Source organism: Methylobacterium sp. BI1 (assembly GCF_056680125.1).
On record NZ_CM155267.1, the window covers coordinates 2,484,105 to 2,505,745 of the forward strand.

Here is a 21,641-nt window from a genome sequence, read left to right on the forward strand (position 1 = left end):
CACGCCCAAGGACGAGCCCATGGATGTCGCGGTCTTCAGCACCAAGCCGTACGACCGGCGCTTCCTCGACGCGGCGGTCGCGGGGCGCCATGCCCTGACCTACATCGACGCGCGGCTCGACCCGACGACGGCGATCCTCGCGGGCAAGGCCAAGGTCGTCTGCGCGTTCGTCAACGACGCGGTCGACGCTGCCGCCCTCGACACGTTCGCGGGGCTCGGGGTGCGCCTCGTCGTCCTTCGGTCCGCGGGCTTCAACAACGTTGACCTCGCCGCCGCCAAGCGGCACGGCATCCTCGTCGGCAGGGTCCCGGCCTACTCGCCCGAGGCCGTCTCGGAACATGCCGTGGCGCTGATGCTGTCGCTCGACCGGCACATCCACCGCGCCTATGCGCGGGTCCGGGACGGCAACTTCGCCCTCGACGGACTACTCGGGTTCAACCTGCACGGACGCACGGTGGGAATCGTCGGGACCGGCCGGATCGGCCAGGGCGTCGCCAGGATCATGCTGGGCTTCGGCTGCAGGGTGATCGGATACGACGTCGCGCCGAGCCCGGCCTGCGAGGCCATGGGCGTCGTCTACCGCCCGCTGCAGGACCTGCTGGCTACCTCGGACATCGTCTCCCTGCATTGTCCCCTGACGCCGGAGACGCACCATCTCATCGATGCAGCCGCCATCGCCGCGATGAAGCGCGGCGTGATGCTGATCAACACCAGCCGCGGGGGCATCGTCGATACCAAGGCGGTCGTGGCCGGGCTGAACGAGGGCCGGATCGGCCATCTCGGTCTCGACGTTTACGAGGAGGAGGAAGAGCTCTTTTTCGAGGACAAGTCCGACGCGGTGATCCGCGACGACGTCTTCGAGCGCCTGCTGATGTTCTCGAACGTCCTCGTCACCGGGCACCAGGGCTTCTTTACGGTCGAGGCGATGTCGGGCATCGCCGAGACCACCATCGCCAACATCGACGCGTTCGAGCGGTCGGGACGACCGGTCCACGAGGTGACCTGATCCGGGACGACGTGACCCGCCTGTTCCACGTCCCGTCACCGCCATCGCCACGAAGGCCGCTACCGGGGTGCGAGCTCGCCGAACCAGACCAGCCGCAATGACCGTACGACCTCGGGTCCCTGACCCCGGCTGGGGTCGGGTTGCCGACGGGCATCACCGGTAGGCCGAGGCTCCCGCGGTCGCGCAGGCAAGGTCCTGGTCGCAGGACGCCTCGCCGTAGACGCCGATGGCCCCCCTGAGGGCGCCGGCCCTTCTCAAGGGGATACCGCCCCGCTCGTGGAAGGCCGCGCTCCCTTCGCCCTCGACGACGGAGCAGTAGAGGTCATCTCCGGCCGGGGGCATGAACTCGCTCGGCTCGCCCGAGATCGCCGAGGCCACGGCCTTGCCGATGGCATGGCGGGCGCTCATGCAGCCCGCGCCGTCCATCTTCGAGAAGGCGACGAGGCGGCCCTGACCGCCGCAGACGGCGACGCTCACGACGATCCTGAGCCGGTGGGCCTCGGCGACGGCACGCCCGACGATGGCAGTCGCCTCGTCCAGCGTGAGTTCGGCGGTATCGACGATGGAAACGTGGGCGTTCATCACTTGGCGTCCCGGGTCAGCATCTCGCGTCCGAGCGCCAGCAGCTGTCCGTCCGTGACGGCCGACAGGTCGACGGTCGCGATCGCGACGACGCGCCCCTGCGTCTCGTGGTGATGCTCCCGGAGCTGTCGCGACAGCACGTCCATCGCGCTGGACTTGCCGGTGCCGTGACCGACGATGGCGATGCGCGGTGCGTTCGCAACGGCGGCGGCGATGCGGTCGTAGTAGCCGAGATCGTCGGGTGCGCGCTGACCGCTATAGTTGCCGTCCTCCTTGTGGGAGAGATGGTGGATGTAGCCCTTGGGGTCGTAGGGCCGCAGGGTGGTCTCGGTCTCGCCGCCGACGGTCTCCGGGTCGAGGCGATAGATCCGCGCCTCGTGATGGTCGACGACGATGAGGGCGTCGCCGTCCGCCGGGGCCGGGGCCGGGGAGACCTCAAGGATCTCGGTGGAATAGGGTGAGAGGCCGGCATCCTGCATCAGGTGGCGGAGGCGCTCGACCTCGCGCGGGTCCATGTCCTTGTCCCGCGGCCGGAGGAAGGTCGCAGTCCGTCCCGCCAGGGTGAAGCCCCACTTGTCGTCACGCTTTTCCTCGGTGCTGCCGATCCGTCCGACGAAGGCCACCACCTCGCGCCATTCCAGGTTTTTGCTGGTCGGGTGGTGGAAGATCCGGCCGAGGAGGGCCCGGTCGTGGCCGTGAATCTGGGCATTGATCATCGGAAGGGGTTCCTGGCGGACTCTGCACCGGGCGAGACGCCCGGTGCGGCGGTGTGGGAGGCTCGCTCAGACGACGCGGATGTCGTTGTCGACCGCGGTGGCGCCCGGAGCGCCCCAGGCCGTCCAACCGGCCGTCTGGCGGTCGTACCAATTGTCCACGGTACCGGTCAGGTGGACGACGCCGCCGTTGGCGCTGACGTTGATGGTCTTCGGGTCGTACCAGCTGCGATGCAGCGCCTCGGTGATGTCGGCGCTGATGTTGGTCGCGTTCGGGTGCGGCTTGATCGTGACGTTGTTCGAGATGCCGACGACGCCGAGCATCCCGCGGATGTCATGCTCCGCGGCCGCCTTCTGGTACTGCCACTCGACCTGGCCGGTGAGGGTGACCCAACCCTTCTCGACCGTCACCTTCACCGTCTCGTCCGGGACGGAGACGTTCCAGTCCAGGCGCTGGACCACGGCGACGGCGATCTCGTCGTCGTTCTTGCGGGCATGCAGGGGGAGGCGGACCTCGATCTCCTCTGCGACGGCGCGGACGCCCTTCACCCGGCCTGCGGCCTTCTCGGCGGCGTACTTCTCCATGTAGTTCTGCACGTGCCCGGTCAGGGTCACGATGCCGTCCTTGGCGGTCACGCCGATATGGGCGGCGGTCACGCTCGGCTCCCAGCCCAGTTCGGCGAGGACGTTGGTTTGCAAGGTCTTGTCCATGGTCATGGTGCGTTTCCTGGATCGTGGGGAATGCGCCGCGTCGACCCCTTGATGGAGCGGGTGGCCTTGGACGCGGAGCCTGTCGGCATGCGGGACCCCGATGGTCGTCCCGGCAACGGCTCGTGCCGTCGATGCCGACGGGATGGACCGTAGTCCCTGACCCCGCCCGGTCCTTGATCCATCGCAAAGTCCGTCGGCGGTCATGCGCCCATGCTGTCCGGCATGCCGGGCCGGATGGGGCCCTTGCGCCGGAAAGGACGGACACGCCATGGCGATACGGTTGAGGATCACAGGCGCCGTTCTCACGGCGCTGATTGGCGCCACCACGGTCCACGCGGCTGCCATCGAAGAGACGCAAGCCGGGTCGAACGGGCCGAACATGCCCCTATCCAAGGAGGTGGTTCCGAGCGACATCCGTCCGCAGGACCCTCCCGCGACGGGGACCATGCAAAAGCCGGGTGGCTCCGGCGAGAGATTTCATTGGCATGATATCAAGCGACCGCCGGCACGCCCGCCGGGCCTGTAGACTCTGTCGCCCCGTTTCCGGGTGTCGGCGCGGACCGGAAGGTCAGTGGGCCGACATCCGGTCGAGGCGAGGCTGGTCGATGAGGCGCACGCCGCCCGGCACGATCAGGATGCATCCGTCACGGTCCAGCCTGGACAGGGTCCGGCTCACCGTCTCGATGGTCAGGCCGAGGTGGTCCGCGATGTCGAGGCGGCCCATGGGCAGTTCGAGCGTGACCGCGGACCGCCCGATCCGGACGTAGCGCGCCTGCAGGCCGGTCAGGAAGGCGGCGATCCTCTCGTCCGCGTTCCGCCGTCCGAGCAGCATCATCATGTCCTTCGCCCGGGACAGCTCCTGCCCGGTGATCTCGTGCAGGTGCATCATCAGGGCCGGTTGTCCGAAGACCAGGTCGCGGAAGGCCAGCCTGTCGAAACGACATGCCGTCACCGGGGACAACGCGTCGGCCGACACCGCATGGCGGTCGAGCATCGACAGGCCGACGAAGTCGCCCGGGAAGGCGAAGCCGGTGACCTGCCGGCGACCGTCCGGGAGGATGCGGTACATCCGAAGCGCGCCGGAGGTGATGTTGAAGACCGAGCAGGCCGGCTCGTCCTGGCCGAACAGCGTCTCCTTCTGGTCGAGCGAGACGCGCCGGCTCAACGGCTCCAGGGTGTCGCGTTCCGCGAGGGTCAGGGCCGTCGAGAGGCTCAGGAGACGGACCCTGCCGAAGCCCTTTTCGAGGTAGGGCGGCACAGCGGGGACCGGGAGCCCGGTCACCGGGCCGGTGTGGAGCGAATGGATCGACATGGGGCTGTCCTTCCGGTTCGGTCGCGACGATGAACCCGTGTGAGGCGGCGCCTCAGCGTCCCCGCCAGCGTTCGGCGGCCTGCATCCGCTCGGCGTGCCGGGCGAGATCGAGGAAGGTGTTCCGCGCCTGCTCGTCGAGCCTGAAGGCGCGCTGCAGAACCCCGGCGGCCAACCCGACCGTGACGTCGTCCCAGGCGCGTCCGTCGCCGGCCCGGTCACGAACGGTCACGACGGATTGGGCGAGGACGGAGTAGGCGTCGGTTTCGAACATCGTCACCTCGCCGCGTTGGCCGTCGACTGCGTTCCTCGCACCGGGACAACGTGCCCGCGGCGACAAGGACCGGAACCAAATGCGGCGACCGGAGGTGCAGATCTGCGCGGCCCGGCGGCCGGGACGCGCGCATTCCGGTCAGCCATTCCCGGAAACGCCGTGGAGGGGCGCCACGGCAGTGAAGAGGATGCCGGTCGGGTGGTACGCGATGTCGGCGGAGCCGCCGATCTCGACCGCCAGCGCACGTTCGATCATGCGTGATCCGAAACCCGTCCGGGTCGGCGGAACCACGGGGGGCCCCCCGGACTCCTCCCAACGGAAACGCAGCCGGTCCGAGCCGACCCCGTCGAGGATGTCCCACGTCATGCGAACGCGCCCGGCATCCGTCGCCAGGGCGCCGTACTTGACGGCGTTTGTGGCGAGCTCGTGCAGCGCCATCGCGAAGGCCAGGGCGACCCGGGAGGTCAGGTTCACCTTGGGTCCGTCGTATCCGAACCGATCCGTCCGCTCGGCCCCGAACGGGCGCAGCGCCACGGCGATGACCTCGCCGAGGGTCGCCCGATCCCAGGTATCACGGATAAGCACGTCGTGGGCGGCCGCCAGGGCCATGATCCGCGCCTCCAGGACGGTTTCGGCGTCCTTGAGCGAGGCGGACGTCCTCAGCGTATGGCGGATGATCGACTGAACCGTCGCGAGGGTGTTCTTTACCCGGTGGGCCAGCTCCTTCGCCAGCAGGTCGCGGTGATCCTCGACCCGCTTGCGGTCGGTGATGTCGAGCGAGATGCCCGCGATGGTCAAGGCTGTGCCGTCCGGCCGGTAGGAGGCGTGCCCCCGCGCATGGATCCAATGGACCGCGCCGCCCGGGTAGGTGATCCGGAACTCGTGGTCGTACCGGGTCCGCCCCGCGATGGCCTCCGAGACCGCCGCCTTCATGCGCGTCCTGTCGTCGGGATGGACCCCTTCGATCCACGCCTCATAGGTAAAACCGGCGTCCGGATCGCGACCGAAGTTCGCCTTGCATCCCTCCGACGCATCGAGCGACATCGTCCTGAGATCGAGGGTCCAGGATCCGATGCGTCCGGCTTCCTGGGTGAAGCGGAGGCGCTCCTCGCTCAGCGCCAAGGCGACCGAGTGTGCCTTCGCCTCCATCACGAGACGGTCGAGGTCGCTCGCGTCGGGCGCTTCCGAGGTTTCCGCCGCCTTCGGCAAGGCTCCGAGGAACGGGATCGATCCCCTTCGTTTGTCTATCCGCCGGACGAAACGGTGCCCCATCGCGAAGAGGAACGAGGTCGCGGTCATGTCCGGGCTCGCTCAGGCGACGGTGGCGGGTGCGAGCGCGACATCGAGGTGGACCGGGTTGTGCAGCGTGTTCGCCACCGGCGACCACAGGACCGTGTGCTTGATCAGCGCCGCCAGCGCCTTTCGCGAGGCGTCCGCGTCGATGCTCACGGAGACGCGGATGCTCTCGAACCCGATGGTCTTCGGGTGAAGATCGCCGCTGCCCCAGACCGAGGTCATGTTGATGTCGGCCTCGACGCTCAGTTCCAGCGAGCGGATCGGGATGCCCTGTGCCAGGGCGTTGGCGTGGATGCCGATGGACAGGCAGGAGCCAAGGGCGGCGAGCAGGGCCTCGGATGCGTTCGGCGCGCTGCTCTCGCCGAGCAGGCCCTCTGGCTCGTCCTCCATCACCGGCTGCGGCGGCAGGTTGCGGATGTAGTTCAACTGGCTGAGACGGCCCTGCGCGACCGTGCGGCACCGCAGGGTCCGGACCGCGGTGGGGTCGGCCTTGGCCTTGGCGACGACGGCATCGAACTCGCGTCTGTTCGACAGGGACGGTGTCGGGATGCCGAATGTGGGGGGTAGCTTAGCCATGCACAATTCCATCTCTCGATTGGCCGCCCAATCCGCCCAACTATCCGAGCGAAAATATTTGATCGATAGGCATCTGATGTTTCTTAGTTTAGGCTTCTGCCGATCGAATTAGGCAACCAAATATGACGACGAGGACCGCAGAATTGGCGAGGTCGGCGGAATGCTAGACTGGGATGACCTGAGATTTTTCCTTGCCCTGGCGAGGCACGGGAGTCTGTCGGCCGCCGCCCGGGTGCTCCATGTCTCGCAATCGACGGTCGGACGTCGTCTGAACTCGTTGGAGGCGACCCTCGCGGTCCGCCTGTTGAACCGGACGCCGGAAGGCTACGTGCCGACGCTGGCCGGCGAGGAGGTCCGCAGGAAGGCCGAGAGCCTGGAGGCGGAAGCCCTCGCCCTGGAGCGGGACGTCACCGGTCGCGACACCCGACTGCGCGGGCTCGTGCGGGTGACCTGCGCCGAGACCATCGCCGCGCACCTGCTGGCCCCGAGCTTCGCCAGCCTGCACGCCAGGCATCCCGACATCATGATCGAGCTCATCCCGAACCCGCGGGAACTCAGCCTGGCGATGCGGGAGGCCGACATCTCGGTCCGCATGCGGCAACCCGAGCAGCACGACCTCGTGGTGCGGCGCATCGGGGGCATCGCCTTCGGCCTCTACGCGACCGCGGGCTACATTCGGGAGCGCGGCGAACTGAACTTCGATGACGGCTGCCCCGACCACCACCTCATCACGCAGATGGAGGACAGCCAGGAGATGACGCAATCGGCTTGGCTGACCGAGATGGCTCCCATGTCCCGGGTGGTCCTGCAGACGAGCAGCCACGAGGCCGCCGTGCTCGCGGCCGCCAACGGCGGCGGGCTGGCCTGCCTGGCCCGGTTCCGCGGCGACGAGGAAGCGCGGCTCACCAGGATCGAGGTTCCTACCGAGCCTCCCAGCGCAGACATCCTCTTGCTGGTCCATAAGGACAATCGCGACACGCCGAGGATACGGACGGTGCTGACCCACATAACGGAGAGCATCCAGGCGCTTGGCCATGCGCTTCAGCCTTCCGGTACGAACGAGGAGGACGTTCGCGGCGTGGGCGCGTGATGCATGGGGGAAGCGTGTGCGTCCATGCCGAGGGACGGTACGGACGGCACCGGGGTCAGACGAGTTCGGCGAAGGACCGCTCGGACCATGCTTGCGACGGGGCCGGGCGTGGCGAGACGGGCTCCGGGGTTCCCTTGGCCGGCTTGGTGCCTCTGGGACCCGCCGTGGTCTTGGTTTGGCGCCTCGGCTTCTCCGGGCCGCCGATGGCGTCGAACTCGAACAGGAGGCGCCCGCCCGCCTCGTCCGAGATCCAGCCGTCCCTGCTCCAACCGATGAGGCGGCCGGAATAGGCGTAGACCGCCTCACCGTCGATGTAGGCCGCAGGCGTCCCGTCCCAGAGGTAGACGGAGTGCCCGTCGCGGCAGAAGGCGGCTTCCCGGCCCTCGCGGTCGAACAGTTCTATCATGTTGGGCTCCGTCGGAATTGGATGGCGGCTCTCGCCGGTCGGGGGACGGTCAATTGCTCATCAGGCAGCAGACCGGGGTGTTCTGCAGGACGTCCCGGGTGACGCCGCCGAACATCCACTCGCGCATTCTCGAATGCCCGTAGGCTCTCATGACGAGCAAGTCTGCATCCTCGCGGGCGACGAAACCGAGGATCGCCTCCCCCGCGCCCGCATCGTCGCTCCCCAGCCTGTGCGGCGTGACGGCCAGGCCATGCCGGGAAAGGTAGGCGGCCACGTCGTCCAGCCCTTCGACATCCCCCGCCGGACCGACGCCGACGAGGAGGACCTGGTCCGACCGTTCGAGGAACGGCAGAGCGTGCAGGACGGCGCGGCGGGCCTCCAAGGTGTCCTTCCAGGCGACGACGACACGTCGAACGCGCAACGACTCGATGCCGGGCGGGGCGACGAGGACCGGGCGTCCGGCCTCCATGACGAAGGGGCCGGGCAGCACGGTGAGGAGACCGGGCTCGGGATCGGGCGTGCCCGAACGGCCCACCACCACCACGTCCGCCGCCCTGGCCTGCTTGGCGAGGTAGGTGGAGGGATCGGCAAGGTCGGAGCGCCAATCGGTCTGGGCGACGTCCCCGACGTTGCGGTCGAACACGAGCCGGACCTGCTCCAGGTCCTGCTCCGCCCGGGCCACCTCGACGTCCGTGACCTGAAGGGACGCGTAGACGCTGGTCGAGTAGGCCGGTGACGAGATCTGGCGGGCGGCCACCCCGATCAGTTCGGCCTCGAACCGCATGGCGAGGGAGGCCGCGAGCTGGATGCGGTCCGCCGCGGCGGGGCCGAGGTCCACGGAGACCATGATGCTGGCCACGTTCATGTCGGCGCTCCGTCCTTGAGCCTCGGGATCGATGGCCGGAAGGAAGCACGGACGATGGTGGGTCGGCCTTGATCCAGTACGAAGTATCGAGGCGGCGGAGCGATCAGACAGGAGGGGTGGACGGGGCGCACAGCCTTTGGGTGCCCGCCATCCCGGAAACCGATCATGCAACGGCCAGCCAGATCCATCGCCCTCGGGGCGGTCCTTTCGCTCTCCCTGATGGCCCCGCTCCGGGCCGCCGAGGAGCCGCAGGCCGGACCCATGGCGGAGACGGAGGCCAAGCCGGCACAGGCATGCCTCGACCACCTCAAGGCGTTCGATGCCCGGATGGAGAAGGAAGGCTACTGGCTCGGCGGGTCGGGCTACGGCTACGGCTATCCCCTCGGCGGCTACTGGTTCGGCGGCATGGCCGGGAACAACGGCATGGCGATGGGCGCCGCCTCCGCGATGATGGGGTACGCGAACGCCCGCCCCGGATACGAGGTCCGGGTGCTCCTCTCCGCCGCCGACATCCTGGCGCGCCATGGCATGCAGCAGCCGTGCGACGACGTGCTCGTCCAGATCCAGGCCAGCTACGACCAGTACAAGACCGGCATGCAGGGTCGTGACCTCCGGGGCGCGAACGCCCTGGGCTTTCGCAAGCAGGAGCTCTCGCTGGCGCAGCCGGTCGCGAGCCGGGCCGCCGCCTTCCGGTCGGACGACCTGCTCGGGAGCGAGGTCCGCACCCCCGGCAACGAGGCGCTCGGCAGCGTCGACGACATCGTCATGGGGGCCGAGGGCGGCGGGATCGCCTACCTCGTCGTCGCGCGCGGCGGCGTCTTCGGCCTTGGGGAGCGCCACGTCGCGGTCCCGTGGGACCGGTTCAAGGTCTCGCCCAACCTTAACATCCTCGTCCTCGACACGAGCAAGGACGCCATGGACCAGGCCCCCCGGATCGTCGAGGGCCGGTTCGTGAAGGCGGAGCCGTTCGCCCAGCAGACGGCAAGGGCGGACGCCTATTGGGGCGCCGCCTCCAAGACCCCGCAGGTCGATTGAGCCCGACCCCCTCGGCAGGCTCGCCCTGCCTCCCATCCCCAAGACACGACTGGATCCCACCATGCGTACGATGATGGCACTGACTGCGACGTTCCTCGCCCTGACGACGATGACCCCGGCCATGGCGCAAGCGCCGATTGCACCCTCCACGGATGCCGCGGCGACGATGCGTGAGGCAGGGCGCGAGGCTAACGAGGCCGCCGATGCGGCCCGCGAGGCGGCCCGGCTCGCGATGCAGGCATCGAAGGCGGCGGTGAAGGGCGCCCCGAAGCAATCCGCCGACATGATCGGGAAGCTCGTCACGGACGCGGCGGAGGCCGCCAACCGCGCCGAGGCCAAGATCGCCGACGCCAACCGGGCCGCGGGCATCGCGGCCAACGCGTCGATGCTCAAGGCCGCCGATTCCGCACGAAAGTCGGTCGAGGCGACGCAGGCGGCGGTACGGAATTCGCAGGATGCCGTGGCGGCCTCGATCAGCACCAACATGGCGGCGATGCGCCGGGCGGCATCCGGGGCGCGGGCGTCAATCGTCCGGGCTGCAACGGCCACAGCGAACGCCGCCCGCGCCGCCCGCGAGGCCGCCAGGACCACCTGGGACCGCGATGTGGCGCAGAGCCAGGTCCGCGGCTGACGAGGGCCGCACGGACTGATGTGCACCAATGCGGGGGAAGGACGATGGCGATGAGCAAGATGGCACGGATCTGCGAGGAAGCCGCGCACCAGCATGACCGGGCCGCCGCCCACTACCGGCATTCGGCCAGGCTTCTTGCGAACGGCGAGCACGCCGCCGCCGCTAAGGAGCGAGACCTCGCCCTCGACCACTCGGAGAAGGCCCGGATCGACGAGGTCGGGCTCCGACCCGATGGCATCGTCTCCCACGAGCGCACTAGGTCCGAGGCCGCCTGGCACTTCATGGGCTAAACGCCTAGGCCACCTTAGGATCCCACGCACCCCGACGTGGGAGCCCCGATGCCCCCAAGTGGCCCGACCCAACCTTCACGAACCCGTCACTGGCCCATCCCTCCTCAGGCCGATCGGAGCCCGCTGCCGGAGGCGCGCGTCGTGCCGGACTACGGCCCGGAGGTCCCACCCATACAGCGGGCTTCAGAACAATGTCCGCTTACAGGCAGGCAGTGAAACGCGATGAGCGGCCGAGTTGGATCGGAATCCGTTTGTCCGCTCTACGACCGGGTTGGGTGGATTCCTGCCTGTCTGCTTTTGGCCGGAAAATATGTAAACCCGACGCTTTCTTGAAGATTGACGAGATGCAAAAGATACAGCGACCGTTAGCGCTCAAGCTCGACATCAAATTTCTGATTGCAGTTGACGATGCCGCATCCACTTGGGCTGCTGGTCTCGGTGATCTCCAGCGCAAAAAACTGCTTTCAAGACCAAAGTTCCGATTCAATAAACCTAGAGTATAGACCGGCCGTCTTAAAAACGACGCAGCATCCTCTGTGCTTAAATCTCTCCATCCCCGGTCTTAGACTCCGCTGGCTAAGCCCAGGTCGTGATCTGATCGATCAGACGTTAGTACATGCCGGCCTGTTCGTACCCATGATGCCAACGCTTAACCTGTTACGCTCCCCGGTTTCCCTCCCGATGCGAGCCGCTCGCCTTCCTCCCCGGCGTGACCTAGCGAACGACTGAGCCGAGCCATAGCCTCGCGCGCCTGGCGCGCGGCTTCATCCATCGCGTTGGGCATCGGCCAGATGCTCTCGTCGCGCACGACGACCGATCCCGCCTTCACGGGCGGGCGCCTCTCGCTTCCGTGGACGCAGAGGGTCGGACTGCGACACGTAGCCTTCGATGCTCATGCGGTTCCTGTTCCTGGGCTGCCCATGATCGCCCCCCGGCGCGGCGGTCCGTCGGTCGACGGAGCGTGCTGGCGGTAGTCGTCGAGGATCTCGGTTTCGAGCGCCTTGCGCTGTGGCTCGTCGAGCTCGGGGAGCGTGTCGTGGTCCCAGGCATCGCGGACCGCGATCAACCTGACACCGCTGGCCATCACCTCGAAATCGACGAGGACCTCCGCCTGGGCGTACGGATCGTACGGATCGATGCAAGCGTGGCTGGGCATCGTCGTCCTCCGGCATGTCCGCGTGGGCGGGCGAGCGGTGCCCTGGCAATGGGCGTCGCCTTCGCCAGCCAAAAGCCCGATGCGCAGGAGTGAAGGGGGCAAGGTCCCGGCGCATCGGCCCGACGACCGTTGGATCGTAGGGATGCTCAGGCTAGCAGCCATTCAGAGCGGATGCGCGAACCGTTTCCGGAAACCGGCCGTGCATAAATGCGGGCGTCGGGACCATGGATCGCATCGGTTCGCCTTGGAACCGACCGAGCGGAGCGGATCGGCGATGCCTATGGGGCATCGTCCCACGGGCCTCATGGGCGGATCGAGCATCCGTCCATGTCGGGGTTACAACAGTCGCGCCGAACCAGCCGAGGCCGAACCGATTCCGTCCCGCCGGGACTACGGCAATGCACCGATCATGCCCTTGGCCTCGCTCATCGTGTTCTCGCAGGCGCGCTTGTCGCCGCGCCGGTCCTCGTCGGCCGCCCGGATGATCAGGGTCCGGGCGGCCGCCATGTGGACCGCCGTCGAGACCATGCCGAGGTCGCTCGGCGGGTCGAGGCGAGCGCTCGTGACGGCGCGTGGCGAGCCGGTCGTGAGCGTATGGCCGGTCCGAAGGCCGGAAACCTCGACCGCACCGGCGCTGTCGAGGCGGCGCTCGATGGTGCCGATCTGTTCGGTGCAGGAAGACGCGGAGACAATCGAAACTTACGCTCGTAGAAAACGCTGGTTGGTTGAACGTATGTGACTACACAATCATTCTAATTAGAATAGTTCTAGGGTAAAATTTTGGATTCGACAGCAAATCATCATTCAAATTTTGGATTAACATTTAGCAAAGCCTGGCTATAATCGTTTGTTAACGGGCCAAAAGCGTGACACGTTGGGAATTTAGGGGATAATTTATAAGCAGAGGATTAGGAAATGGCTCGGTACTACTTCGATTACTTTTGCGGCTCTTGGACAATAGATTCAATTGGTCAGGAGCTTGCTAATCATAAGGAGGTTGAGACAGAGGTGATGCGGGCACTGCCCGAGATCGCCAAATCTATCATTCCCGCAGATAAAAATAAGCAGGCCTATACGGCGGCGGTACGCAATGAAGAAAACTCAACCGTATATGTTGCGACCATGACGTTAACAGGTAGCTGGTTCCGAAATACAATATAGTATCAAAATATACATGAAACAAATTTATGCTATCTTGCAAAAAAATCGATGTCATCCTCGATGATTTGTTACGAATTCGTATTATCAATACTAGATTGTCGTAACTCGTATTTGTATACCTCCGATGGGCATGGCCCAGGAGGGCGTATGCTCAATCCATTCGTTGCGAAGCTTAAGCACAGTTTCGTTCTATCGGAGGCCGATGAGGCGGCGCTTTCCAGAGCGAGTGAACATGTTCGCGTCGTCTCACCTCGGACGAACCTTATTTCGGAAGGGGATGCACCGGATCACGTCCATCTGATTCAGAGAGGGTTTGCCTGCCGCTACAAGGTCCTTCCAAGCGGAAGCCGTTCAATCGTCGCCTTTCTCATTCCTGGGGACTTTTGCGACCTGAACGTGTCGATCCTCGGCGCGATGGATCATTGTATCGGAACGATCACTTCCTGCGATGTCGTACGTATCCCACGATCGGTGATGGACGACCTCCTCGGAAACCATCGGACACTCGAACGCGCTCTGCGTTGGGCTGGTCTCGTCGACGAAGCGATCCTGCGCGAGTGGTTGGTCAACATGGGCCGTCGTTCTGCGGACCAGCAGATCGCCCATCTGTTCTGCGAACTTCTGCTCCGCCTTCAGGCTGTCGGGCTTGCAACGGAGAACAGCTACGTGTTTCCCCTCACACAAGCAGACTTAGGCGATACGGCAGGCCTTTCGAATGTCCATGTCAACCGGGTGGTTCAGGGGCTGCGACAGAAGAAACTCGTCGTGTTTCGGGAGAGACGGGTCACGCTACCCGATGTCGAGGCCATCAAGGATTTTGCTGGGTTTAATCCAAATTATCTTCATCTTCGCCCTCGGCCTCTGCCCCATCCGGCAGGGCGGAGGAACTGACACACCCAGTGAGATGAATGAGCACAGCCATTTGTTAAATATTTTGTTAGAAGCTGCGCCTAGACTGTGATCCATCGCGGCCCTGCCCGTGGCCCTCCGCGCCTGTGAGACTTCGTGTGCTCCCGCCTACCGCGCGTGGAGATTCCTATGCCCCGCTACTTTTTCGATATTCATGACGGGTCGACGCTTCGTGACGACGAGGGAATGGATCTCCTCGGACCCAAGGATGCGGCGCGTCACGCAAAAACGGTTCTACCCCAAATTGCGGCCCATGAGATTTCCAAAGATGGCGAACACCAAGCATTCTCGGTTCTCGTGACGGACGAGGATGGGCACCCCATCTATTCCGCGGCGCTTACGTATACTGGGACATGGCTCATCCGCTGAGATAACAGCCCGACATCTATTTTGATCTATGCTCCTGGTTGTGATTATCGTGGATGGATATTTGAACAAAAGTTAGCTATTATAAGGAGTCACGGCGACGTTCTCGGCATTCCGCGCCTGGGAGACGTGCGTGCTTCTGCCATAAGCACCCGGATCGTTTTATGTCTCGGTATTACTTCGATGTTCATGATGGAAATTTCTTCCTGGATGACGTCGGTATTTTGTGTCTAGACTTCGATGCCGTACGTAAGGAGGCAAAAAGAGTCCTTCCCGATTTCGCTCGTGAAATATTGCCTGACGGAGGTGACCATCATACTATAACTTGTCGTGTTCGTGACGATAATAACGAGACTGTTTATACAGCCACGCTTATATTCAATGGAACTGATATGCGATCTCGATGATGTCATCGAAGCGGCGCAGGCGCTTTAGCACGAGCAAATATGGCCACAACAGAAGGGTTAACCAAAAGCTTTCACAGCCAACCGAGCCCTTTAGCGACCTCCTGAAGGAAGACGAGCTCCAACCCGGCAATCGCTGTACCGAGGGGTGGCCGCAAGACGGTCACGACCGAGACCGGCTGGATCGAATTGGCGATCCCGCGCGATCGGCAGATGACGTTCGACCCGCAGTTGATCGCCCGCTACCAGCGCCGGTTTCCCGGCTTCGACGACAGATTCGCCAAATTTGGAAGAAGAACCTCCTGAGATCCCCGTTCACGCGAACAGGAAATCGCTCGCCGTGAGGTGGACGCCATGCATGTTCGCTAGGATGATGGCGTCCCCGGCGCCGCCCGCGTTCAGGATGGTGGTGGCTACGGTCGTCTCGGCGATCTTTAGCCCAGCGAAGGTGTCTCCGAGGCCACGCAGGTCGATTTGATCTGTTCCATGGGTGAAGTCGGAGATGGGTTCGACGCCCCAGGCACGGTGGCTGAACGCGAAGGTGTTTGCACCCGCGCCACCGGTTGTGGAGCCGCCGGCCCAGCCCGCGATGATCGTATCGGCACCTGCCCCGCCCTGGATGACGTGGCTGCCGTGACCGCCGACGACGACGTCCCCGTTGTCGTTCAGGCGCACGACGTCGGATCCGTCGCCAAGGGTGACAGTCAGGGACGAACATCAGAAGATCGTCTACACCTCGACGCTGACATATCACGGGACCAAGATGCCGTAGCAGCAGAAAAGCCAGCCCCCGAAGAGGGAAAGTGGTGCCAATAGCGGATATCGATACCCGGCAATCGAAAAAACTCCTGCCTGGGTACGAACCTTTTCGTCCCAGCGAATTTGTTGGACATGACCGATGCTCAGCCAGCCCTCTGCGCCATCGTAGCCGACGATGATTTCCTCGTTCGCATGGATGTTGAAGCGATCCTCGATGATGCGGGGTTCGCATCCATGACGGCCAGGGATACACCTGAGGCCCTCAAAATGATCGAGAAGAACGCCTCATCGACTGTGCTGCTGTTTACCGATATCGACATGCCCGGCGGCCCTGATGGCTTGGCGCTGGCGCGGGAAACGGCCGAGCGTTGGCCGCACATCTCTATCGTCGTCGCATCGGGCGTCCAGCGTCCTGGTCCGAAAGATTTGCCGGAAGGGGCCGTATTCCTCCCGAAGCCCTTCGGCCCCAACATCTTGCGCAAGCACGTGAATATGGTGTTGTCAGAGAAGAGCAAGCCTTCGTCATTGAATGCACCAAGGGCAGAATGAAAAAGCCGGCCGCCGAAGGAACCGGATTTAAGGTGTGTTGGTAGCTGTGCGGTGAAATAATCGAGGGCGTTATCACATAAATTTCTTAAGATACCGAGATAGGTTCTGCGAATGTCTCTAGTCTGCTGGGGGGATTCCATCAAATTACTCAGCAGCGGCTTTCAATCAAATGCGACCTGAATGATGATCACTGTATTCGGTTGTATTTCCGACGATCGACACCTTCCGCTTTCGACCCAAGCTGGTCACCCATGCGGCAGCTGGCGTTTCCCCATAGCGGTCATTCGTCGCCTGTCTGGCAACTGCGGCCGGGGGTGGGAAGCGGACCTTGGCCTCTCGTCCCGAAGTGGACATGCTTCTTACGACGCATCCCTTTCAGCCATAGCCTTTTAGGCAACCGCTTTAAGACTTAACGATATTGCTGCCTCGAATGAACGCACACAGTTGCGTCCGCCCGACTTGGCCGCATAGAGCGCGCGATCTGCGCGTTCGATCGTGTGGTCAACGTCACCGTCTGTGTACTCAGCCTCGGCTATGCCGATGCTAATTGTCGCTTTGATGCAAGAACGCTCCGGCTCGAACACCGTGTCCGCAACCCTCTGGCGGATGCGGTCGGCGAAGACCGCGGCTTCCGGTAGGTCGGTCTCGAGGAGCAAAACGACAAACTCCTCGCCTCCGAACCGGGCGACCCTATCGGAGGTCCGGATCGCCTCGCTGATGATCCGGCCGATCTGGCGGATGACTTCGTCGCCCGCCCCGTGACCATTAATGTCGTTGACGCGCTTAAAATGATCGATGTCGATCATCAGAACGCAGTTAGGTCGGCGATAGCGCTTGAAGTGGATCATGGCGTCCTTGGCCAAGGGCATGAACGCGCGCCGGTTAAGTAGGCCAGTCAGCGCATCCGTGTCGGCCAACAGCTGCATGGCATGCAGATCATCTCCCAAGCGTCTGACACGATCCTCCGCGGCGTACACCGCACTCGAAGCCTCTACCTCCGCCAGGCGCGCATCCGCTTCAGCTGTGCCTACACGCCTGAGAAGTGATCTGACCGAGGCCGACAGGCGCAGAACCTCGGGTGAGCCGTGCACATGGCGCGTCATCGTTGCATTCGGCTCTCGACCGATGCGGTCGACCGCCTCTGTCAGCTGCGCCAATGGCCGGGTAAGCCGCGCTGCAAGCCACCAGATTGCGCCAACGCCGAGTACGGCCGTTGCAAGCCCGAGCAGCAGGATCAGACTGGTCAGACGGTTTGCTCCCGCGAGTGCGGTACCGACTGGCTGTAGGGCGATGACGATCCAGCCCAGCCCTGGATAGTCGCCACGACCGCGCGTCGCGGCGGCCGCAGCAAGCCGATCGCCTTCAGCAGTGTGAACGATGAAATGGCCGGACGCGATTTCCGCAGCCGTGTAGGGGATCGCGTCGGCATTTGGTCCGAGGAGGACCCGGCCGGATTGATCGAGGACGATGACATCCTCCTCCAACTCAGGCCGTCGTGACGACAGGACTTCGCGCCGAACGACGTCGGCCCAGCGCCAGCTGAGGTGAGCCCCGAGAACACCGATGATCTGACCCGAGGCATCGCCGACCGGGACGGCCAGATCCACGAACCGGAACGGTGATCCGTCGCGGTGAGGAGGGAGCTTGGATGCCAGCAAGGCCGCCGCGTGCACGTCCTCGACAGCGGTTTGTCGAAGGCCATTGTTGAACCAGGGTCGTTGGCTGACGCTCGCCCCTTCGAGGATGCCGCCTGTGGCGGCACGCACGCGGCCGTCGCGATCGGCAAACCCGATCCAGGCGTAATCCGGCAATGTCCTCTGCATCGTCTCAAGCACGTTGCGCAGGCTGCCGGTAGTTTCCAGCCAATGGGGCTGCAGAGGCTCCAGCGCCCCGACGTTGCGGATTTCCCGCAGGCGTTCAGCCATATCCTGATCAAGCCGATCAGCCATCGACCGTGCGACCTGCAAGAGGGCGTTCTGCGCCGTATCGATCGCCTGCTCACGTGCGAGGTGAGCAGATCCGATCGTCGTCGCCCCAACGATTGCGAAAGCGATTGTGCTGGCGAGCAGACTGATCTGACGACGCAGTGAAACACGGTTCGCGAGCTGCTTGAACATCTTGAAGGATCCAACCGACGACGGTTATGCGGCACGATCCATCACAGCGCGTGAAATTTGTTCGTGAACGACTTCCTAATTGCGCGGCTCGATTGGAGGCGAATAGCCATATCCGGTTTGTTGAGTTTGCCGCTCCAAAGCAGACCGTCACACATTACCCAGCCCAACCGCAGGTCATTGGGTATCAAGTTGCCGCGAAACGGACTTTCCGTGAGTCTGTGTAGGGTCGTGAGTAGGCTCGGCGACGATGTCTGCTTCCTCGCATCGCTGCCTCAAAGCGGACCAGTGAAATCTACCCCGAGCCGAAGTTGCCCGACGGGCAACGGATGGCCGCTTATGAAGAGCGCCAATGGCGATCCAGGCGGCTGGGTTGGGTCGATTTCCGCTAGGCCGCTTTCGGGTGGCCGATAGATCGAAGCGGATATATCCGCGGGGACCGCTTCCGACCCTGGCTGTGTCAAAACGCTCATGATGGTAGTTTTCTCCGGGATGATCGGAGACTGGCATGGGACGGTTTGTGGTCGGTGCCGAGCGCCATCAGATGACGCTGTTTCCCGCCTTATCTTGAAGATTGGATCGCCGAGGACAAACCCGGTCCGCGTACTCGATGCCTTCGTCGAGGCGCTGGATCTTGGCACTCTCGGCTTTGCGGGCGTCGATGCGGCGGCGACGGGACGACCGGGCTACCATCCGGCCGCACTTCTGAAGCTCTACGTCTACGGATACCTCAACCGAGTCCCGTGGAGCCGACGTCTGGAGCGTGAAGCGGACCGCAACGTCGAGGTCATGTGGCTGACGGGCCAGCTGTCGCCCGATCACAAGACCATGGCCGAGTTCCGCCGGCAGAACGGATCGGCCATCGGGCGCGTCTGTGTCCGTTTCGTCGCGTTGTGCTGCGAGATGGGCCTGCTGTCCGAGCCAGGGGCCGACTAGTTACCGCGACACGATCCGGCGTCATGCCTAGCGGTCATCCCGACCCGGTCGTGAGCGGCATCGGCAACGTCCGACCGTGGCGGGAGTTTCCCGTGGGTCGAGATACCCAGCGCCGTGTCGCTGCCCCCAAACCCCAAGGAACACCATGTCCCGCGAGACCAGCATCCAAGCGACCGAAAAGTTCGGCGAACTCGTCAACGGCGGTCGGTTCGATGCCTTCCCCGAGGTCGTCGCCCCGGATTGCCACGATCACGACCCGGCGCCGGGCCAGCACATGGGTCCCGAGGGATACCAGGCTTTCTTCACGCAGCTCCGTTCCGCCTTCCCCGACATGCAGGTCGAGGTGAAGAAGCTCGTTGCCGACGGGGACAGCGTCGCCTTCGCCTACACTCTCACCGGCACGCATCAAGGCGACTTCAACGGCCACAAGCCGACCGGGAAGGCCATCAAGGTCCGCGGCATGCAGATCGGCCGCTTCGTCGACGGCAAGATGGTCGAGCGGTGGGGCTCATCCGACGAGCTCGGCATCCTCAAGCAGATCGGCGCCATCGAGGGCTGATGGAGGCTTCCGCGAGGGCGTCCCGACCACGGGACGTCGTCAAGGCTTGGCCCGGGGCGGCCCATGGACAGCCCCGGGCTCTCAAGAACCGATCGCTGGCTACCCGACCACTCAGGCGCTCCGGGCCTGGTCGGGATGACGGCCCTCAGCGAACTCCTCGATGATCTTGGCGCAGAAGGCCGGCAGGTCCTTGGGCGTGCGGCTGGTGACGAGCCCCTTGTCGCAAACGATCTCCTCATCGACCCATGTGCCACCGGCGTTCTCGATGTCGCGCCGGACCGTTGGATAGGAGGTCAGCGTCCGCCCTTTTACGACGTCCGCCTCGATCAGCGTCCAGGGACCGTGGCAGATGACCCCGACCGGCTTGCCCGCGGCGAAGAAGTCCCGGATGAACGACACGACGTCCTTGTTCGCCCTTAGCTTGTCCGCTCCGATGCAGCCGCCGGGGATGACGAGTGCGTCGAAATCCGTGGCCCATGCCCCATCGATGGTCCTGTCCACCTTGTAGCGGCCGGCCGGATCGAGGTCGTTGTTCTCGGTCTCGGCCTCGCCGGCATCCAGACCGATGACCGTCACGGTCGCCCCGGCCTGCTTCACCGCCTCATGCGGCTTGGCGAACTCCGGCTCCTTGGTGCCGCGCGGTGCGATCACGATCGCGATCTTCTTGCCATGCAAGCTCATGTCATCCTCTTTCTGGGTGTAGGATTCATTCGCAAGCGCAGGTCGCGCCGTTCCTTACGCCGGGATGCGGTCGATGCCGGCGGTGTCCTCGGCCGCCACGCTGTTCTTGCGGTGGCGGAAGTCGCTCAGCGCCGTGTAGACCTGCAACCGTGCCCGCATCACCGAGCCGAGCGGCCGGTGCACCGCGAGACTATGCGCAGGGCGGAAAGTCATCACCTCGTCGAAGTAGCGAACGCGCTCCGGGGCATAGGCTGCCTGGCGCGGCAGGCGCAGCGTCGCCACCGTGCGGTAGGGGCTGATCGAGACCGGCCAATCGACCGAAGCGTCCTCGATGGGCTGCCGTTCGGCATCCGCCCAAAGCTGCGCCCTCAACTCGAACACCACCTCGTTCTCCCTGAAGAAGGCGACCGTGGCATGCCGGAAGCCGTCCTCATCCTGATGCGGATCGAGACGCCACTCGGACAAGGCACTCTGGCTCTCCGTCGCCGGCACAGCCCCGAGCTTGGCAACGTAATCGCCATAGCGGACCGGCGCCTGGCTAAAGTAGCTGTCGGCGAGGGGATGGCTGAAGGGATGACCGAAGAAGTCGGCCAGCGCGCTCTCTGCCCCGAAGGCATGCAGCGCGCGGTTGAGGTTGCGCATGGTCGAAGAGACGGCGCTCTTCACCCCTTCCGGCAATCCCGTCGACTTGCCGATGACGGTGCCGTCCCGCAGGAAGCCGGCTGCCGTCCCCGAGGGGAAGGTCGTGCCCGACGCCAGGACGAAGTCCTGGGTGTCGACGGCGTGGCCGGGCAGCTTCTCGCCGGGCACATCGAACACCTTGATGGACATGCCGCGGTGGGTCGAGACCCGATCACCCAGGGTCTCGCCTGGCCCCTGAGCGAAACGGACCGCCACGGGGTGGGTGCCGGGCGTCGCGAAAAGCCCTTGCGCCAGTTCGGGCGGCAGGCCGGCGGAAATCGTCAACTCTCCGATGACGCAGGCCGAGCTCTTGGCGTGACTGGCGCGCACGGCATGGTGCTCGCGTGCCTCGACGGTCTCCGATTGCTGCGTCATCCCTTTGATGATGCCGTCAATCGTCTCCTGCTCGTCCGGATCGGGCTTCTCGACGTCGGGTGCGTATCGAAGGTAGGTCATGATCTTCCTCACGGTGATCGGGGCACTGAAGCGAACCGCGGCGGATAAGAGCGCTGCGGATTCGGGGGTCGACGTATCGAGTCGGAAACGGGATTCCGTTTCGAACATCGAGGCGGTCGGGGGCCG

General features: G+C 64.5%; 26 protein-coding genes and 2 pseudogenes. 13 read left to right on the plus strand and 15 right to left on the minus strand.

Annotation, left to right across the window (positions count from 1 at the left end; translation table 11 throughout):
- The first annotated feature begins 19 nt into the window (after window positions 1–19).
- Window positions 20–1,006, plus strand: coding sequence for a 2-hydroxyacid dehydrogenase (locus AC1MGR_RS11630; RefSeq protein WP_480234635.1), 987 nt, complete (start codon window positions 20–22; stop codon window positions 1,004–1,006).
- 153 nt (window positions 1,007–1,159) lie between these two features.
- Here AC1MGR_RS11630 and AC1MGR_RS11635 read toward each other — a convergent pair whose 3' ends face one another.
- The 7 genes from AC1MGR_RS11635 to AC1MGR_RS11665 all read right to left on the minus strand — a co-directional run bounded on the left by AC1MGR_RS11635 (window position 1,160) and on the right by AC1MGR_RS11665 (window position 6,467).
- On the minus strand, window positions 1,160–1,588 hold the full coding sequence (locus AC1MGR_RS11635) for a GlcG/HbpS family heme-binding protein (protein WP_480234636.1): 429 nt from the start codon (window positions 1,586–1,588) through the stop codon (window positions 1,160–1,162).
- Window positions 1,588–2,304: a hypothetical protein gene (locus AC1MGR_RS11640; protein WP_480234637.1), complete on the minus strand. Its 717-nt coding sequence runs from the start codon at window positions 2,302–2,304 to the stop codon at window positions 1,588–1,590. Before AC1MGR_RS11640 ends, AC1MGR_RS11635 begins: the two co-directional genes overlap by 1 nt.
- A gap of 66 nt (window positions 2,305–2,370) precedes the next feature.
- Window positions 2,371–3,018: a BON domain-containing protein gene (locus AC1MGR_RS11645; RefSeq protein WP_480234638.1), complete on the minus strand. Its 648-nt coding sequence runs from the start codon at window positions 3,016–3,018 to the stop codon at window positions 2,371–2,373.
- A gap of 562 nt (window positions 3,019–3,580) precedes the next feature.
- The gene (locus tag AC1MGR_RS11650; protein ID WP_480234639.1) at window positions 3,581–4,324 is read right to left on the minus strand and encodes a cyclic nucleotide-binding domain-containing protein; all 744 of its coding nucleotides are present in this window, start codon (window positions 4,322–4,324) and stop codon (window positions 3,581–3,583) included.
- Window positions 4,325–4,376: 52 nt separating this feature from the next.
- A complete protein-coding gene (locus tag AC1MGR_RS11655) occupies window positions 4,377–4,595 on the minus strand; it encodes a hypothetical protein (RefSeq protein ID WP_480234640.1) in 219 nt (72 codons plus the stop codon).
- Window positions 4,596–4,733: 138 nt separating this feature from the next.
- Window positions 4,734–5,894, minus strand: a complete 1,161-nt coding sequence (locus AC1MGR_RS11660) for a sensor histidine kinase (RefSeq protein WP_480234641.1) — start codon at window positions 5,892–5,894, stop codon at window positions 4,734–4,736.
- Window positions 5,895–5,906: 12 nt separating this feature from the next.
- The gene (locus tag AC1MGR_RS11665) at window positions 5,907–6,467 is read right to left on the minus strand and encodes an OsmC family protein (RefSeq protein WP_480234642.1); all 561 of its coding nucleotides are present in this window, start codon (window positions 6,465–6,467) and stop codon (window positions 5,907–5,909) included.
- Between the two features lie 160 nt (window positions 6,468–6,627).
- On the opposite strand from AC1MGR_RS11665, the gene AC1MGR_RS11670 reads away from it, so the two are divergent.
- On the plus strand, window positions 6,628–7,557 hold the full coding sequence (locus AC1MGR_RS11670; RefSeq protein ID WP_480234643.1) for a LysR family transcriptional regulator: 930 nt from the start codon (window positions 6,628–6,630) through the stop codon (window positions 7,555–7,557).
- 55 nt (window positions 7,558–7,612) lie between these two features.
- Here AC1MGR_RS11670 and AC1MGR_RS11675 read toward each other — a convergent pair whose 3' ends face one another.
- Window positions 7,613–7,963 carry a 4-fold beta flower protein gene (locus AC1MGR_RS11675; protein ID WP_480234644.1) on the minus strand — a complete coding sequence of 117 codons (351 nt, stop codon included), beginning with the start codon at window positions 7,961–7,963 and terminating at the stop codon, window positions 7,613–7,615.
- A 49-nt stretch (window positions 7,964–8,012) separates the two neighbouring features.
- The gene (locus AC1MGR_RS11680; protein ID WP_480234645.1) at window positions 8,013–8,828 is read right to left on the minus strand and encodes a universal stress protein; all 816 of its coding nucleotides are present in this window, start codon (window positions 8,826–8,828) and stop codon (window positions 8,013–8,015) included.
- Between the two features lie 165 nt (window positions 8,829–8,993).
- On the opposite strand from AC1MGR_RS11680, the gene AC1MGR_RS11685 reads away from it, so the two are divergent.
- The 3 genes from AC1MGR_RS11685 (at window position 8,994) to AC1MGR_RS11695 (ending at window position 10,784) form a co-directional block, all read left to right on the plus strand.
- Window positions 8,994–9,863, plus strand: coding sequence for a PRC-barrel domain-containing protein (locus tag AC1MGR_RS11685; RefSeq protein WP_480234646.1), 870 nt, complete (start codon window positions 8,994–8,996; stop codon window positions 9,861–9,863).
- A gap of 61 nt (window positions 9,864–9,924) precedes the next feature.
- Window positions 9,925–10,494 carry a hypothetical protein gene (locus AC1MGR_RS11690; RefSeq protein ID WP_480234647.1) on the plus strand — a complete coding sequence of 190 codons (570 nt, stop codon included), beginning with the start codon at window positions 9,925–9,927 and terminating at the stop codon, window positions 10,492–10,494.
- 50 nt (window positions 10,495–10,544) lie between these two features.
- Window positions 10,545–10,784 (plus strand): hypothetical protein, encoded by a 240-nt coding sequence (locus tag AC1MGR_RS11695; protein WP_480234648.1) that lies wholly within the window; start codon window positions 10,545–10,547, stop codon window positions 10,782–10,784.
- Between the two features lie 892 nt (window positions 10,785–11,676).
- On the opposite strand, the gene AC1MGR_RS11700 is transcribed toward AC1MGR_RS11695, so the two are convergent.
- Window positions 11,677–11,940 (minus strand): hypothetical protein, encoded by a 264-nt coding sequence (locus AC1MGR_RS11700; protein WP_480234649.1) that lies wholly within the window; start codon window positions 11,938–11,940, stop codon window positions 11,677–11,679.
- Window positions 11,941–12,330: 390 nt separating this feature from the next.
- Window positions 12,331–12,468, minus strand: a complete 138-nt coding sequence (locus tag AC1MGR_RS11705) for a hypothetical protein (RefSeq protein ID WP_480234650.1) — start codon at window positions 12,466–12,468, stop codon at window positions 12,331–12,333.
- A 387-nt stretch (window positions 12,469–12,855) separates the two neighbouring features.
- Here AC1MGR_RS11705 and AC1MGR_RS11710 point away from each other — a divergent pair, with 387 nt between their 5' ends.
- The 5 genes and pseudogenes from AC1MGR_RS11710 to AC1MGR_RS11730 form a co-directional block, all read left to right on the plus strand.
- Window positions 12,856–13,101: a DUF6894 family protein gene (locus tag AC1MGR_RS11710; RefSeq protein WP_480234651.1), complete on the plus strand. Its 246-nt coding sequence runs from the start codon at window positions 12,856–12,858 to the stop codon at window positions 13,099–13,101.
- 147 nt (window positions 13,102–13,248) lie between these two features.
- Entirely contained in the window at window positions 13,249–13,992 is a 744-nt protein-coding gene (locus AC1MGR_RS11715; RefSeq protein ID WP_108039775.1) for a Crp/Fnr family transcriptional regulator, read from the plus strand.
- A 147-nt stretch (window positions 13,993–14,139) separates the two neighbouring features.
- A complete protein-coding gene (locus AC1MGR_RS11720; protein ID WP_480234652.1) occupies window positions 14,140–14,379 on the plus strand; it encodes a DUF6894 family protein in 240 nt (79 codons plus the stop codon).
- Window positions 14,380–14,540: 161 nt separating this feature from the next.
- Window positions 14,541–14,783: a DUF6894 family protein gene (locus AC1MGR_RS11725; protein WP_108039779.1), complete on the plus strand. Its 243-nt coding sequence runs from the start codon at window positions 14,541–14,543 to the stop codon at window positions 14,781–14,783.
- 147 nt (window positions 14,784–14,930) lie between these two features.
- Window positions 14,931–15,056 (plus strand): annotated as a pseudogene (locus AC1MGR_RS11730) (transposase); the annotation flags it as partial.
- 39 nt (window positions 15,057–15,095) lie between these two features.
- On the opposite strand, the gene AC1MGR_RS11735 reads toward AC1MGR_RS11730, so the two are convergent.
- Entirely contained in the window at window positions 15,096–15,455 is a 360-nt protein-coding gene (locus AC1MGR_RS11735; RefSeq protein WP_480234653.1) for a M10 family metallopeptidase C-terminal domain-containing protein, read from the minus strand.
- A 216-nt stretch (window positions 15,456–15,671) separates the two neighbouring features.
- Between AC1MGR_RS11735 and AC1MGR_RS11740 the strand changes: the two genes are divergently transcribed.
- Window positions 15,672–16,088 carry a response regulator gene (locus AC1MGR_RS11740; protein WP_108039783.1) on the plus strand — a complete coding sequence of 139 codons (417 nt, stop codon included), beginning with the start codon at window positions 15,672–15,674 and terminating at the stop codon, window positions 16,086–16,088.
- 389 nt (window positions 16,089–16,477) lie between these two features.
- Here AC1MGR_RS11740 and AC1MGR_RS11745 read toward each other — a convergent pair whose 3' ends face one another.
- Window positions 16,478–18,205, minus strand: coding sequence for a diguanylate cyclase (locus tag AC1MGR_RS11745; RefSeq protein WP_480234654.1), 1,728 nt, complete (start codon window positions 18,203–18,205; stop codon window positions 16,478–16,480).
- Between the two features lie 505 nt (window positions 18,206–18,710).
- Between AC1MGR_RS11745 and AC1MGR_RS11750 the strand changes: the two are divergent.
- Window positions 18,711–19,123 (plus strand): annotated as a pseudogene (locus tag AC1MGR_RS11750) (transposase); the annotation flags it as partial.
- 160 nt (window positions 19,124–19,283) lie between these two features.
- The gene (locus tag AC1MGR_RS11755) at window positions 19,284–19,697 is read left to right on the plus strand and encodes an ester cyclase (RefSeq protein WP_055950637.1); all 414 of its coding nucleotides are present in this window, start codon (window positions 19,284–19,286) and stop codon (window positions 19,695–19,697) included.
- A 111-nt stretch (window positions 19,698–19,808) separates the two neighbouring features.
- Here AC1MGR_RS11755 and AC1MGR_RS11760 read toward each other — a convergent pair whose 3' ends face one another.
- Both AC1MGR_RS11760 and AC1MGR_RS11765 read right to left on the minus strand, forming a co-directional pair.
- Window positions 19,809–20,378, minus strand: coding sequence for a type 1 glutamine amidotransferase domain-containing protein (locus tag AC1MGR_RS11760; RefSeq protein ID WP_480234655.1), 570 nt, complete (start codon window positions 20,376–20,378; stop codon window positions 19,809–19,811).
- Between the two features lie 54 nt (window positions 20,379–20,432).
- The gene (locus tag AC1MGR_RS11765) at window positions 20,433–21,515 is read right to left on the minus strand and encodes a catalase family protein (protein ID WP_480234775.1); all 1,083 of its coding nucleotides are present in this window, start codon (window positions 21,513–21,515) and stop codon (window positions 20,433–20,435) included.
- Window positions 21,516–21,641: the final 126 nt, after the last annotated feature.